12 protein-coding genes and 2 tRNA genes are annotated in these 12,711 nt (G+C 45.2%); 6 read left to right on the top strand and 8 right to left on the bottom strand.

Going from position 1 to position 12,711, the window contains the following annotated elements:
* Nucleotides 1-50 precede the first annotated feature (50 nt).
* Together KSZ58_RS16020 and KSZ58_RS23250 are read left to right on the top strand one after the other, a co-directional pair.
* Complete coding sequence (locus KSZ58_RS16020; RefSeq protein WP_008819004.1) at nucleotides 51-710, top strand: TetR/AcrR family transcriptional regulator; 660 nt, start codon at nucleotides 51-53, stop codon at nucleotides 708-710.
* The gene (locus KSZ58_RS23250) at nucleotides 703-1,395 is read left to right on the top strand and encodes a M23 family metallopeptidase (RefSeq protein WP_009269434.1); all 693 of its coding nucleotides are present in this window, start codon (nucleotides 703-705) and stop codon (nucleotides 1,393-1,395) included. The genes KSZ58_RS16020 and KSZ58_RS23250 overlap by 8 nt, the downstream gene beginning before the upstream one ends.
* A gap of 23 nt (nucleotides 1,396-1,418) precedes the next feature.
* On the opposite strand, the gene KSZ58_RS16010 is transcribed toward KSZ58_RS23250, so the two are convergent.
* The 5 genes from KSZ58_RS16010 to KSZ58_RS15990 form a co-directional block, all read right to left on the bottom strand.
* Nucleotides 1,419-1,691 carry a DUF1905 domain-containing protein gene (locus KSZ58_RS16010; RefSeq protein WP_009587848.1) on the bottom strand — a complete coding sequence of 91 codons (273 nt, stop codon included), beginning with the start codon at nucleotides 1,689-1,691 and terminating at the stop codon, nucleotides 1,419-1,421.
* 227 nt (nucleotides 1,692-1,918) lie between these two features.
* Nucleotides 1,919-2,827, bottom strand: a complete 909-nt coding sequence (locus tag KSZ58_RS16005) for a phosphocholine cytidylyltransferase family protein (RefSeq protein WP_008819007.1) — start codon at nucleotides 2,825-2,827, stop codon at nucleotides 1,919-1,921.
* An 89-nt stretch (nucleotides 2,828-2,916) separates the two neighbouring features.
* Nucleotides 2,917-4,503, bottom strand: a complete 1,587-nt coding sequence (locus KSZ58_RS16000; protein ID WP_009269435.1) for an ABC transporter permease subunit — start codon at nucleotides 4,501-4,503, stop codon at nucleotides 2,917-2,919.
* On the bottom strand, nucleotides 4,493-5,278 hold the full coding sequence (locus KSZ58_RS15995) for an ABC transporter ATP-binding protein (RefSeq protein ID WP_008819009.1): 786 nt from the start codon (nucleotides 5,276-5,278) through the stop codon (nucleotides 4,493-4,495). Before KSZ58_RS15995 ends, KSZ58_RS16000 begins: the two co-directional genes overlap by 11 nt.
* On the bottom strand, nucleotides 5,266-6,243 hold the full coding sequence (locus KSZ58_RS15990) for an extracellular solute-binding protein (protein ID WP_009269436.1): 978 nt from the start codon (nucleotides 6,241-6,243) through the stop codon (nucleotides 5,266-5,268). Before KSZ58_RS15990 ends, KSZ58_RS15995 begins: the two co-directional genes overlap by 13 nt.
* Before the next feature lie 184 nt (nucleotides 6,244-6,427).
* On the opposite strand from KSZ58_RS15990, the gene KSZ58_RS15985 reads away from it, so the two are divergent.
* Nucleotides 6,428-7,027 carry a hypothetical protein gene (locus KSZ58_RS15985; RefSeq protein WP_009269437.1) on the top strand — a complete coding sequence of 200 codons (600 nt, stop codon included), beginning with the start codon at nucleotides 6,428-6,430 and terminating at the stop codon, nucleotides 7,025-7,027.
* Between the two features lie 158 nt (nucleotides 7,028-7,185).
* Here KSZ58_RS15985 and KSZ58_RS15980 read toward each other — a convergent pair whose 3' ends face one another.
* On the bottom strand, nucleotides 7,186-7,899 hold the full coding sequence (locus KSZ58_RS15980) for an NTP transferase domain-containing protein (RefSeq protein WP_008819012.1): 714 nt from the start codon (nucleotides 7,897-7,899) through the stop codon (nucleotides 7,186-7,188).
* Nucleotides 7,896-8,951 (bottom strand): alanine--glyoxylate aminotransferase family protein, encoded by a 1,056-nt coding sequence (locus tag KSZ58_RS15975; protein ID WP_009269438.1) that lies wholly within the window; start codon nucleotides 8,949-8,951, stop codon nucleotides 7,896-7,898. Before KSZ58_RS15975 ends, KSZ58_RS15980 begins: the two co-directional genes overlap by 4 nt.
* 769 nt (nucleotides 8,952-9,720) lie before the next feature.
* Here KSZ58_RS15975 and KSZ58_RS15970 point away from each other — a divergent pair.
* The 3 genes from KSZ58_RS15970 to KSZ58_RS15960 all read left to right on the top strand — a co-directional run bounded on the left by KSZ58_RS15970 (nucleotide 9,721) and on the right by KSZ58_RS15960 (nucleotide 11,303).
* A tRNA-Cys gene (locus KSZ58_RS15970) sits at nucleotides 9,721-9,794 on the top strand.
* Between the two features lie 8 nt (nucleotides 9,795-9,802).
* Nucleotides 9,803-9,890 (top strand) — tRNA-Leu (locus tag KSZ58_RS15965).
* A gap of 309 nt (nucleotides 9,891-10,199) precedes the next feature.
* Nucleotides 10,200-11,303 carry a DUF2974 domain-containing protein gene (locus KSZ58_RS15960; RefSeq protein WP_009269439.1) on the top strand — a complete coding sequence of 368 codons (1,104 nt, stop codon included), beginning with the start codon at nucleotides 10,200-10,202 and terminating at the stop codon, nucleotides 11,301-11,303.
* A 102-nt stretch (nucleotides 11,304-11,405) separates the two neighbouring features.
* Here KSZ58_RS15960 and KSZ58_RS15955 read toward each other — a convergent pair whose 3' ends face one another.
* Nucleotides 11,406-12,263, bottom strand: coding sequence for a metallophosphoesterase (locus KSZ58_RS15955; protein WP_009269440.1), 858 nt, complete (start codon nucleotides 12,261-12,263; stop codon nucleotides 11,406-11,408).
* Between the last annotated feature and the right edge of the window lie 448 nt (nucleotides 12,264-12,711).

Genomic DNA, 12,711 nt, shown 5'->3' with positions numbered 1-12,711 from the left:
TGGTATACTGTTATTGACCTATCAGGTAAAAACAGATAAGGAGGATATATATGTCCGCAATAACGCCACAGCTTCAGGAACAGCGAAAAGCAGCACTGTTGAACGCTGCATTGAGAGAATTCGCAGAGTACGGCTATGAGCAGGCTTCTACAAACAGAATCGCAAAGGAAGCCGGACTTTCCAAGCCGCTTATGTTTCACTATGTTGGTAATAAACAGCAGCTGTTTCTCTTCGTTTATGAATACTTCTTCGATCTGCTCAATAAGGAGTATTACAGACAGCTGGATTGTACAGAGCCGGATGTAATCAAACGGCTTCATGGTGCATATCGGTTACAGCTGCGCCTGCTGTATGCATATCCATGGGTATTCGATTTTTTCAAAATGTATGCGGGCATGGATATCCGGATATTTGATGAAGACCTGCAACAAAGGCTGAAAAAGTGCAGGACGAAGGACTGTACCGATTTGTTTGAACAATATGATCACAGTCTGTTTATATCGCAGCTGGAGGAAGCCGCATGTATGCAGATTCTCTATTGCTCCTGTAAAGGGTTTGGTGATCTGATGCTGGATAAAATCAGAACAATGCAAAAGGAAGAGCTCAGCTTTTCTTCCGTCGAAGAGGATTTACATGTATTTTTCGAGGGTCTGCGCAGACTTATGTATAAGGACAGTGCAGCCGAAGCTCCCCATGCCTGCAATGAATAAGCCGATTCTTATGCGTTTTCCGTTAATTGGCGAATGGAATACGCCCAATACACCGGGAAGCCGCATCCCCAGTCATGGCACAAATGCGCTGGGTACCAGATACGCCTATGACTTTCTGCAGCTGAACTGGAAAAAAAGAGGACATCCCTGCTATCGCTCCCATGTCCTTTCGTATCTGTTATTCGGTGTCGCATTATCTTCGTGCTATTGCTATGGATTGCCTGTGTATGCCCCATGTGATGGAAGGGTTGTATATGTGATGGATGGCTGCCGAGAAAGAAAACGCGCCTGGTTTTTCTCTGATGCCCTGATGGCTTTTAAAAACAGTCGTCGTAGGCAGGACCAAGAAATATGTGAAATCAGCGGAAATGCCGTAATAATCCAGTATACGGATACGGTCTATGCCGCCTTCTGTCACCTGCAGCCGAATTCGATTGCGGTGGCTGTTGGACAGTATGTCAAAGCAGGAGATTTTATCGGCAGCATCGGACACAGTGGCAATTCCATGTTCCCCCATCTTCATTTCCAGCTCATGGACAGTGCTGATTTTCTGCATGCGAACGGGCTTCCCTGCGCCTTTACCCAATATGAGGTGTTGGAAAACGGACAATGGCACACTGTATACGGAGGTATCCCCACAGCACAGCAGCGGATACGCTATGCTCCGGTAGATGAATTCGTATAAAAGCCGCTTTGGAATCTGCTTCCTCAGCGGCTTCTTTCCTGTATGGTAACATGAATGCTGTCTCCCGGCTGCTTCCCTATTTTAGCGCGAATATCCTTGCGCACACCTAATATATGGCGGACAGTCTGCATGCGGACAAGGGAGCCATCATACGCCACATTGTCAAATGTCGCATGTACGCAGACCCTCCCCTTTTGAAATTCTTCTTTTACATCCCACGGAAACTCGATATAGGCACCATCGATACCATCAACCTTCTGCAGCACGGCATCAAATTCATAGATTTTAGGATTCATTTTGCACACAGCCTTTCCTCTTTCATATCCTGTACAGCTTTACAGCGCCCATACACAGGATATTCCTTGTTCTATCCGAAACAGAGAAAAAGGAAGTTCCTCGGTAAGGCTTTTTTACGCATAAGACGATTGTGGCTCCATCTTATTCCAGATGCATGCAATGCATGGAATAGCCTCCTGCATCCCTTACCGTAATGAAAGCTTTTTACCTGGTGAAATTCCTCTCGTTAAACATTATAGATAGGATCGATCTGCTTCAATTCCTTGAACGTATCGATTTCCACGATATCCTCCTGACGGACAGGCTTTACAATGACCTTGTGATTGGACAGCTTTTCACGCAATGCCACCTCATCCCAATACTTTTCCTTACCGCCCGGCATTTTAAACACCTCTTCGATATCCTTCGCCATTTTCTCTCCATCCTCCTTATTCCAGAAGGAGATTCCCACCATCTGATGACAGTCCTTGCCACCTACGGCAAGTCTGCTGATATAGCCCTTTCGGGTATAGAAGCACCAGTCATCGGTAACGTCCATTTTAATACCGCAGTAATTCGTCGTATATTCATATTTGCGAATAATTTCCGGATTGTACAGCAACAGATCGCTTTCCAGCACATAGGCATTGCACATCATATCCTTAATCAGATAGGCACTGGAAATATTATTGGTTTCGTTAAACAGCGGATTCTCAATGAATTTGATTTTCGGATATTTGTGCAGGAGTACGTCAAACTGCTCTCCCAGATAGCCGCGCACAATTGTGATATCCTCGATCCCTGCAGCCACGACAGCATCCAGCAGGGTTTCTATGATGCGCTTTCCATGTACCAGAACAAGCGGCTTGGGTGTATTCAAGGTGATCGGAACCATGCGGGATCCAAAGCCGGCCGCAAGAAAGATCGCCTTCTTCACGCGATAGGGCTCCAGTACCTCGTAGCCCTTGAGGGTAACATCGTACATAGAGCTGCCTCTGGTTTTGATCACCTCGCTGTCCTGCAGCTCCGTCAGGGTTTTATTGATGACACCGAGAGAAAGATCCAGCTTTTTTGCCAGTCTTCTCTGGGTGCATTTGTCGTTTTGATGGCGTTCGATATACACAAGGGTTTCAAACTGATTTAATGTAAGGTTCATATATTTATCTCCTCTTTACAGCGCTTTTATCATTATAGCAGAGTACAGCGGTTTTGCAAATATCGAAATACATAGGAGGAAGCCTCCTGCTAAGCCTCATGATCCTTGATCAGCTTCCTTTTCACCACATATACAAGCAGCTTCACAATCAGATTGACAAGCAAAATCACAACAGAGATAAAGGCGGTCGCCTCAATCAGTGACTGCGAATCAAACTGCGGTATCAGCAGCGACAGCGGCATATTGCGGAAATTCGCCAGAAAGGATACTGCGGATATCGTCACCATGGAATTGACAAACAGATAGCTGAACATCTCTACAATGGTTCCCTTCGTACAGGGAATATAGACATCCTTCAGCATACGGAAGCGGGAAATCCCCATTGCTGCGGAGATATCCTCCAGATTGCTGTGAAACTGCTGAAGCGAATTGTATGCCATCAGATAAGGATTGGCAAAGAAATGCGTAATGTTGACAAGCACCAGAATCGCAATGCCGCCATACAGAAAGCTTCCCTTGTAAAAGAGCACATAGCTCAGACCGAGGACGACACCGGGTATGGCTAGCGATATCATGGACACCAGATGCAAAACGCGGCTGGATAGCTGCGATGCATTACGGGCTGTCATAAAGGCTGTTAAATAGGTCAGACAGACGCCGACCATGGACGTCAGCATTGCAATCGCCAGCGAATTTTTCAAATACATACGAACGCCGAGATCCATCGCCTGTATAATATTATCCAGTGTCAAAGAAAGATCGGTTGGATAGTGATTGACAAAGGAAAGCACGGCAAAGGTGATCAGCGGCAAAGAGAGAAAGACAACCGTGGCGATACAAACAATATGGGCAATACGATCACGCTTCGCATTCGGCGCAATCTGATAGGAACGCGTTACCGTGGAGCTGCTGCCCTTATTTTCATTTTTCAAATCAAGGACAAAAGCGATAACTGCAGGAATCAGCAGCAGGATTCCGATAATGGCTCCCTTTGAAAAATCCAGAAGTCCAATGACCTCACGATACATATATACCGGAAGGGTGATGGATTTCCCGCCGACGACAAGCGGTACGCCGTAATCGGTAAAAATCATCGTAAAGACTGAGAAAACAACACTGATCAAAGGCCCCTTGATATTGGGCAGCGTGATGGTGAAGAACTGCTGGCGCTTGGATAAGCCAAGCACACTGGCAGCCTCATAGGTCGTGTAATCCTCATATTGAAAGGTATCGTTCAGCATCAAAAAGGCAACCGGAAAGGAATACAGGATGGAGCCAAGAATGATACCGACATACCCGTACAGGAAAAATTTCATATGCAGCAGATTGGATATGATGCCGTTATCACCGAACAGCAGTACCAGCCCCATCCCATGGGAGATGGAGGGGATAAGCATCGGCAGTGTGAACAGCATGGTGTAAACAGAGCGATGCCGGATATGGGAACGGTTCATAAACCAGGCAAGTGCAAAGGCCAGGGATACGGATAACAGGGTTGCCAGAATGGTGGTGCACAGCGAGTTGATCACCATTGGCTGAAACTGCGGGGATGTGAGTACCTTATGAATATCCTTGGCATCGATGTTTACCAGCAGGGCAATCAGCGGACAGATGACAAAGAAAAACAGAAAAAGGGCAACGAGGACACGGGAGGCCTGATAGCGTTTATTGTTCATAGACCTGTTTCCCCGTACATTTACACAGACTTTCCAGCTTGCCGTCCAGATGCGCATTGACGAAGTCGATGATATACTGGTTTGCCGGATGGTGATAAATATTCTGCGGTGTATCAATCTGCTCGATGTTTCCCTCACTCATAACCATGATGCGATCGGACAGATAAAATGCCTCCTCCTGTTCATGGGTGATAAAGATCATGGTGGAATTAAAGCGCTTCTGAATGTCCTTCAGCTCCTTTTTCATGACCTCGCGCATGCTGACATCAAGTGCACTGATCGGCTCATCCAGCAAAATGATTTTCGGATTCAGCGCCAGTGTTCTGGCGATTGCCACACGCTGCTGCTGTCCGCCGGATAGCTGGGAGGGGCGTTTTTTAATCTGATCGCTCATACCGATCGCTTCCAGTGTCTGTAAGGCGATCTTTCGGCTTTCCGCTTTTTTATCCGAACGCAGCTTCAATGCATATTCCACGTTTTCCAGTACGGTCATATTGGGGAACAGTGCATAGTTTTGGAATATGATTCCCATATTTCGCTCACTCGGCTTCAAGTGGGAGATATCCTCTCCATCCATTAGGATTTGCCCTTTGGTTTGCTGTTCCAGTCCGATCAGGATTCGCAGAAGCGTTGTCTTGCCGCAGCCGCTGGGTCCCAGCACACTTAGAAATTCCCCTTCATGCACAGTAAAGGATATCGTTTTCAGTACATCCTTGCCATCAAAATTTTTATACAGATCGCGAACGATCAGCTTTTCTTTTTCTAATACTTCCATAAGTCCAGCAGCCTTTCTTTTTCATGTATGTCCTCGATGCCGTTCATATCGGCATACGGAATGTGTGTCGGATAATTTTGTATCGTATTCTTTTGATCCTTCAGGATAGCCTCCGGTGAGAAGTGCTCCTTATCATACAACAGGAAATCGTTGATGATGAAATCAAACACCCTTTGTACATCGGGATCATCCGCATGACGCTTCATCAGACCGGTGCCCGTCAGAGAATAGGGCGAGCCTTCCTTGGGATAGATGATTTTAAAGGGAGAGCCGGTGTTGATCTGATTGACCGCCTGAAAGGTCAGTCCCAAGCCGATGCCGACCTCGCCCTGAATGAGCAGCTTGATCGGTCCGCTGCCGGATTCCGTAAACTGCTTGACATTGAATTCCAGCTGATCGATATATGCCAGAGCCTTTGCTTCTCCCATGGTATTCACCAGATTCTTGTAGAAGAAATAGCCGGTGCCGCTCGATTTCGGGTCTGGCATGGCAATCAGATTATAATATTTGCGATCCAGCAGATCCTCATAGGTTTTCGGTTCGCTGAGCTTATGCTTTTTCAATACATCCGTATTGATGATGAAGGCACCTGCCTGTCGTTCCCAGGTCACATACGCATTGCCGTGATCCTTAGGTGCCAGACCATCCAGATACTGCAGACGGCTCTTTCCCTTGATATCCGCCAGCTGATCCTTAATCTTCTCCATGTAGGAGGTTTCCAGACCAACGACGATATCCGCATCGCTTTGCTCCTGCTCCACAGATATTTTTGCCGCAGCCTTGGCGGTGGATACATACATGACCATGACATGCAAATCCGGAAATTTTTCATTCAGCTGCTGCTGCAGCTCCTCTCCACGGAATTGCTCCATGGAGGAGTAGACGATAATCGTATTCTGTTCATTGGATATGCTCACGAGTAAAGCCATGGTGATCACAACCATGGCAAGAATCAGCTTTTTCATACACCTCAACCCTATCTTTGTTCATGTAGTACCCATTTTATCACATTAAGAAAACATTTCAATCTTATTTTCGCATTTCATTATTACAATTTTGCAACAATTCCGATGCTATTTGAACATATCGCAAGTTTTGTATAACCCTTTTTCACCTGACGTATACTAGAAAAAGGAAAGGAGGAGTTCTATGAAGCATAAACTGCCGATTCTGCTGGTATTCTGCATGCTGCTGCAGCTAAGCGGCGTACAGGCTGCCGAAAAAGAAGAACGGCTGCTATTGATGAGTGATGATCTGGCGTGGCTGATTGATGTACGCATCAAAGAGGATGACAGTCTGCAAATCGGCTTTCTGCCTGCGAATCTGCTTGTCCCGATTGCCTGTGCACAAGGTTATGCTGCACCACTGTCCCATGTAAAAATGGAGACAAACCGGGAATGTATCACAGAGAGTGTCGGTAATTTCCTGCATGTCGATTATGATCACAGCATCTATCTGCATATGAAGACATTCAGCAGGGATGTGGGGCTGACACTGCCGGATACCGGATTGAAAACAAGTGGCGAGCTGGTGGATTTCATGCATAAGGCAAGCGATAAGCTGGAAATGTCGATGCTGTTTCATTATAAGAATTATATTACCAGTGATCTGTCCGCGATGGATTATATCCGATACTATCGCAGACTGCATGGAAAAAAGCTGAGCATCACCTACGCATATATGAATTATATGGATATGGAGGATGCCTCGATCCCTATGGATAATCAGCTTCATGTGCGAAAGAAATAAGCATGCCGTTGAAAGAAGCCTTTCCAGCATGTACACGATATTCAAATCAGACTGCCGGTATACGGCACAAAAAAGACTTATCAAGACCAGACCTCATGCCTGGCTGTGATAAGTCTAATTTTATTTTTATGTGCTTACCTCCGCATTGGCTGCGCAGGTTACAGACACTGTGGATGCCGGTGCACATAGTCCAGTATATTTTCATAATCCTGCAGAACATCGATTTCCGACCAGTAGTGCCCTGCGATATCCTGTACCGGAATCTGCTTCTGCGGTATCATGGAATACAGTGTATTCTCCCACCAAAGCTGACAATCACCTTCATGGACGAGCAGCTCCAGCTGTTTGCGAAAGCAGGCGATCTCCTGCTTCTGTATCCGGGCAATGCCGACATACTCACTGGTACGCTCAGCCTCCGGCATATCCTTTCCATAATCTGTCAGGATTCCGTTTTCACAATGGAAGAAATAATCTCCGCTCAATCTGCGGGAGCTGTCTGCCAGTAAAACGATTCCACGCTGATCCGCAAGCAGAAGGTCAAGAATATCCTGCTGCCAGAAAACATCCGCATTCGCAAGCAGAAGATCCTGTGTTTCATCCAGCTGTTCTCTGGAAAACCAGAGGGATGCGATGCTGTTGGTAACCCTATAAAACGGATTTTCATAAAACGTGATTGGATAATCACGGAGTGCTTCCCTGATCAGATATCCTTTAAAGCCCAGACAGATGCATACCTCCATATGATTGTTCAGCAGCAGCTCGACCGTATGGCGGATCAGAGGCCCGTTGCCGATATCCAGCAAACACTTCGGTTCATTTGTTTTCGTGGCGATACGGGTACCCATACCGGCTGCCATTAGAATTGCTTTCATTTTCCATACTCCCTCAGCCCGTCGCACAGGGCATCATAATCACACAGCTTCAGATTTCCCAGATGCCCCACACGCAGCATACGCTCCCTCATTGCTCCTCCGCTCGGGGTCAGTGTGATGGCACAGCTCTTTTTCAGAAACTGATAAACCTTCTGCGCATCACCGTCAAACAGCAGTGGAGTCAGGGCGTTGCTGAGAGGAAAGTGTGGAAGCTGTATTTCCAGCTTTTGAACTCTGCTTCGAAAGTAGGCAGCACGCGTTGCGATCCGCTGCTGTTCAAGGACAAAGCCATCCCCCTGTAAGTGCTGCAATCGCTCATGAAGCTCCATAAGGATACCCACTGCCGGTGTGTTGGGAGTCTGTCCCCTCTCCATATTGCGTGCATGCTCCTTTAAGCTCAAATACAGGCAGATATCATCTTTGGGCTCGACCATATCGCGATAGAAGGATTCCTGCAAAACCACCATCGACAATCCACAGGACAATGCCAGTGCTTTCTGAGAGGAAAGAATCAAGACATCGATTCCCATTTGGTCCATATCCAGCGGATCAGCCATAAAGCTGCTGATGGCATCCACAATCAGATACATATTCTTTGCTTTCGTAAATGCAGAAAGCAGCTGAATATCATAAAGCTGTCCGGTGCTTGTTTCATGCAGATTGACAAGCAGGGCACAATATTCATTTTGAAAAAAAGCGTCCAGGTGTTCCTTTCGCAATGCCTCCAGCTCCTGCAGACACAGCTCATCATAGGGTATCCCGTAAATTCTGCACAGCTGCACAAAGCGCTCGCCAAAGCTCCCTCCGCGAAGTATCAGTACCTTGTCCTGTCTGCGAAAGCTGCAGGCAACAACCGCCTCCATTGCTGCACTTCCGCTGCCGCACAGAAATAATGCTCTTCCTTTACGACAGCCGCATAAGGTCAGCAGCTGCTGTTCGTTTTCCTTCATGATGGATGAGAATTCATCATTGCGAAAGTATGGCAGCTGTGTACCGCTGACCTGTAATGTTTCAGGATACATCTCAACAGGTCCCACTGTGAACAATTTCATAGTATCATCTCCAGTTGTTTGTTCATATTTTAGATTATATTATGCAAATAAGAAAAATACAACTGAATTTTTAATCATATTTTGTTCATATTCTAAAATGTATTTCTCATTTTGAAACGAACAAAAAGATTTGGACAGATTCTTTTTCATTCCCATCCTTTGGATATTTTGATTCTATGGTACATGTACAGAAAGAAAAGCGCGGTGTCTATTTAATCATATGTATAGGACTGTAATCAGCTACTTTTATCAGCTGTGGTCCGTCAGCTTGATTGGCCTGTGTTCTATGAGTATGTTAAAAAGCCATATTGTGGAAAGGTTCTTACTCGATTGTGGTTAATTTTAACTAAAGGAGAATGCAATCCTATCGTAATTTATCAATAAAATTTGAATTCTCCCTTTTGCAACGAACCTAAAGTAAAAGCCTGTGAAAATCCCTGCTTGCTGTTTTCTACAATATTTTATAGTGCTTGCGCCAATCTCGATATTCTTGTTTTAATCTCCTGTTTCTTCATAAACATGGGAGGTTATGATTCATGTAGGTATAACAAATCAATCAGTGATATGATAGCGTGTGCTCCTTTCTGTATGAGTTTACTGCCCTACGTAATTTCGTTTTTGCCCTTATCTATGCTATTATCTGCAATTAGATCCGTGAATAGTGACAAATCTTCCAAAAAAAGCTATAAAAAGGCAAAATGCCTATTGCAATTTCTAAAAATTATTGTATAATATTAAAGCAACATGTTTCAAAAAGAATATGTCAGATGGTTCCGTAGCCAAGTGGTAAGGCAATAGACTGCAACTCTGTGATCATCGGTTCAAATCCGATCGGAACCTCCATTTTTGTTGGGATCGTGGCGAAATAGGCAGACGCAACGGACTTAAAATCCGTTGGGAGTTAATCCCGTGTGGGTTCAAGTCCCACCGTTCCCACCATTCAGAAAAACAGTCCTTGAAAAAGGACTTTTTTTATATAAATACTATGGAAGTGCTATGTGAACTATTTTCAGGGAACGGTGGACGATTCAGCAAGAAACCTGTCTTATACAGTCTTCACCGCATACAACCTCTTTCACCTTATTGTGCTGACTGAAAATGTGAATGAAGGAAAAAGCGACACAGCGTTTTATGGAGGTATCTTACATGCAGGTCCTCCCTCATGAAAACAATAAGCACCTGCTTCCAGAGCAGACCACCTTCAAAGTGGTAATGGATACACCTGAAAAAATATAGGAGAATGATAGTATGAGCAATCTGTTTGATTATCTTACATGGAGAAATGATTTAACGTTTTCAAAAGTTCCCTGCTGTGCAGTGGATACCCTCATATGCAGCTGTCTATCCTATCTGCGACTGCAGCCGGTGTTTGCCAAACAGGATATGCTCTATGTCAAGCGTGCTTCTGAAATTATAAGGGCGATAAATCCGGAGGAAATTCACTTCCGCGTAAAGGAAGACCTGCAGCTGCTGCATAAAATGGCAGAAGGCAACCGATATGGGAATGTAATACTATGCGGATATGTCGACCATCTGGATCCCTCTATGGAAAAACAGTTTTATGCCCTCACCTGTCTGCTGGAGGATGATGTCATGCTGATAACCTATCGCGGAACAGATAATACACTTGTTGGATGGAAAGAGGATTTTAATATGACCTTTCTGGACACCATTCCCTCCCAAAAGGAAGCGGTACAGTATTTGGAGGCGATGGCAATTGCATATCCCGATCGGCGTATAATCCTATGCGGGCATTCCAAGGGTGGAAACCTTGCGGTCTATGCAGCTGCATTTTGTTCTTTCGCTATACAGAATCGGATACAGCGGGTATACAATCACGACGGCCCGGGTTTTTCCGCAGAAACGCTGCAAGCAGCAGGCTATCGCTCTATTGCACAGCGTATAGAAACCTTTGTTCCACAATCCAGCGTTGTCGGTATGCTGATGGAGCATGAGGAGCATTATACTGTGATTTCCAGTACACAGATTTCCCTATGGCAGCATGACCCCTATTCCTGGGAGGTGCTTGGTCCTGATTTCGTACGACTGGATGCGTTAGATCGCCAGAGCATCGTTCTGGACAGCACCATCAAGCACTGGATCAGTGAGCTGGACCGCTCCCAGAGAGAAGCCTTCACGGATGCTGTGTTTCAGATACTCAGCAACACCAATGCCGCCTCCTTTAAGGAAATGAATGAAAACCGGATGCATAGCACTGCTCTGATTTTGAAAGCATTAAACCGCACGGACAAGCAGACTAAAAAGATGCTTTCCGATATCATCCTGAAGCTGTTGTCCAGTGCGAAAAGTGCCATCGAGACAAATCTTGAAAACGGAAAGCCTACAGACTGATTACGTGTTCTTCAATCCCATGCACAAGCGAGTAAAAAGAGAATATCAAATTCCAGTGAACGATACTGAAATTGCATTCTCTTTTTTTGTATCCTGCATGCATCACTTTGGCCGTATCGTAACGAACAAAATTTCATTATGGGATGCGACCCGCATCGGAAAGCCCCATGTGCCTGCTCCTGACGATACCAGCATGCGATAGCCGACATCATAGTTGCCATATGCTCTTGGGTACGGGATTCTGGTCAGCACAGTATTCGGGAAAATCTGACCGTTATGCGTGTGTCCGGATAGCTGCAGCAACTGTGCATCCAAGTACTCTTCTACAGATTCCGGGCGATGCTCCAGTAAAATCACAGGCTCATTCCCCTGATATTCCTTCGTAAGGGAAGACCAGGAGCGTCTTTCTTCTCCCCGATCCCTTCGTCCGATTATTCTAACACCGTTCACCACTGCAGATTCATCCTGCAAAATATGCACACCTGCAGAGCGCAGCATTGCCTCATATTCCCTGCGCCGCTTCTGTAACAGCTCATGATTCCCGCCTGCATAGTAAACATCTTTATGCAAATCGGAAAGCATTGTACAAAGAGCTTCCATATCCTTTTGTGAAGTTGATTCATCAAATAAATCTCCGCCAAGCAGCACTATATCACATTTCCCAGCCAGACGCTTTATAGTATTATAAGGTGAAGAAAGCGTTGTACCTGCATGCAGGTCAGTGATATACAGAAGCTGTTGTTCCTGTTTCACTCCCTTTAATTCAACAATTTCCTGACGCACCTTTACACGGGCTGCACACCCGATTCCATATACGGAAAACAAAAGCATGACAACAGAAACAAGCACATAGAGCCTTGAATGAAACTCCTTGGAATACCTTCTGCAGTACAGCTTGTGCAGCAAAGCAAGTAGACAAAAGCCTGTCATCTGCGCTACATATACACTGTTCAGTACCAAAACAAGTGCCCCCCCGCATCGGCATCGCATCCTTGTACATCGCAAAAAACGGTGTAAAGCGATAAATCAGAAAAACGCTGCCTAGCAGAGATAATATCGATAAAGCATAACGGATCTGCTTTTTCTTATACAGCTTCTTTATCATATGCCAGAAAAACAGCTGCATAAGGATAAGAAGCAACAGACACAAAAGTAAAAACAACTGCATTCTCATGAATTTCACCTTCCCTATTATCCTAGCACAGAACGAGGCTGCTCTCTACCCCGTATCAAAATTTTTGCAAAACCTTTTTTATTTTTGATAAAAGATTACCTATCCGATTTATACAATTATAAAAATTTGTAATGACTTTGCTTTTCATTTGTTACATTCTTTACAAAGGTTGAATGTTCAACTTTTGTATGCTATCATTCTTATAGTTGAGTGGTCAACCATTGGAGGGAAGAC

The sequence above is a fragment of the Erysipelatoclostridium sp. DFI.2.3 genome (genome assembly GCF_019132535.1).
Classification (GTDB): Bacteria; Bacillota_I; Bacilli_A; order Erysipelotrichales; family Erysipelotrichaceae; genus Clostridium_AQ; species Clostridium_AQ innocuum.
Note: the sequence above shows the minus strand (reverse complement) of the source record. Positions and strands in the feature narration are given on the sequence as shown.

Coding starts and splice junctions, on each gene's coding strand:
- KSZ58_RS15980 (WP_008819012.1), bottom strand. CDS start 7,899: ATGAAAGCAATTCTAATGGCAGCCGGTATGGGTACCCGTATCGCCACG.
- KSZ58_RS15975 (WP_009269438.1), bottom strand. CDS start 8,951: ATGAAATTGTTCACAGTGGGACCTGTTGAGATGTATCCTGAAACATTA.
- KSZ58_RS15990 (WP_009269436.1), bottom strand. CDS start 6,243: ATGAAAAAGCTGATTCTTGCCATGGTTGTGATCACCATGGCTTTACTC.
- KSZ58_RS16010 (WP_009587848.1), bottom strand. CDS start 1,691: ATGAATCCTAAAATCTATGAATTTGATGCCGTGCTGCAGAAGGTTGAT.
- KSZ58_RS23250 (WP_009269434.1), top strand. CDS start 703: ATGAATAAGCCGATTCTTATGCGTTTTCCGTTAATTGGCGAATGGAAT.
- KSZ58_RS16020 (WP_008819004.1), top strand. CDS start 51: ATGTCCGCAATAACGCCACAGCTTCAGGAACAGCGAAAAGCAGCACTG.
- KSZ58_RS15995 (WP_008819009.1), bottom strand. CDS start 5,278: ATGGAAGTATTAGAAAAAGAAAAGCTGATCGTTCGCGATCTGTATAAA.
- KSZ58_RS16000 (WP_009269435.1), bottom strand. CDS start 4,503: ATGAACAATAAACGCTATCAGGCCTCCCGTGTCCTCGTTGCCCTTTTT.
- KSZ58_RS15985 (WP_009269437.1), top strand. CDS start 6,428: ATGAAGCATAAACTGCCGATTCTGCTGGTATTCTGCATGCTGCTGCAG.
- KSZ58_RS15960 (WP_009269439.1), top strand. CDS start 10,200: ATGAGCAATCTGTTTGATTATCTTACATGGAGAAATGATTTAACGTTT.
- KSZ58_RS16005 (WP_008819007.1), bottom strand. CDS start 2,827: ATGAACCTTACATTAAATCAGTTTGAAACCCTTGTGTATATCGAACGC.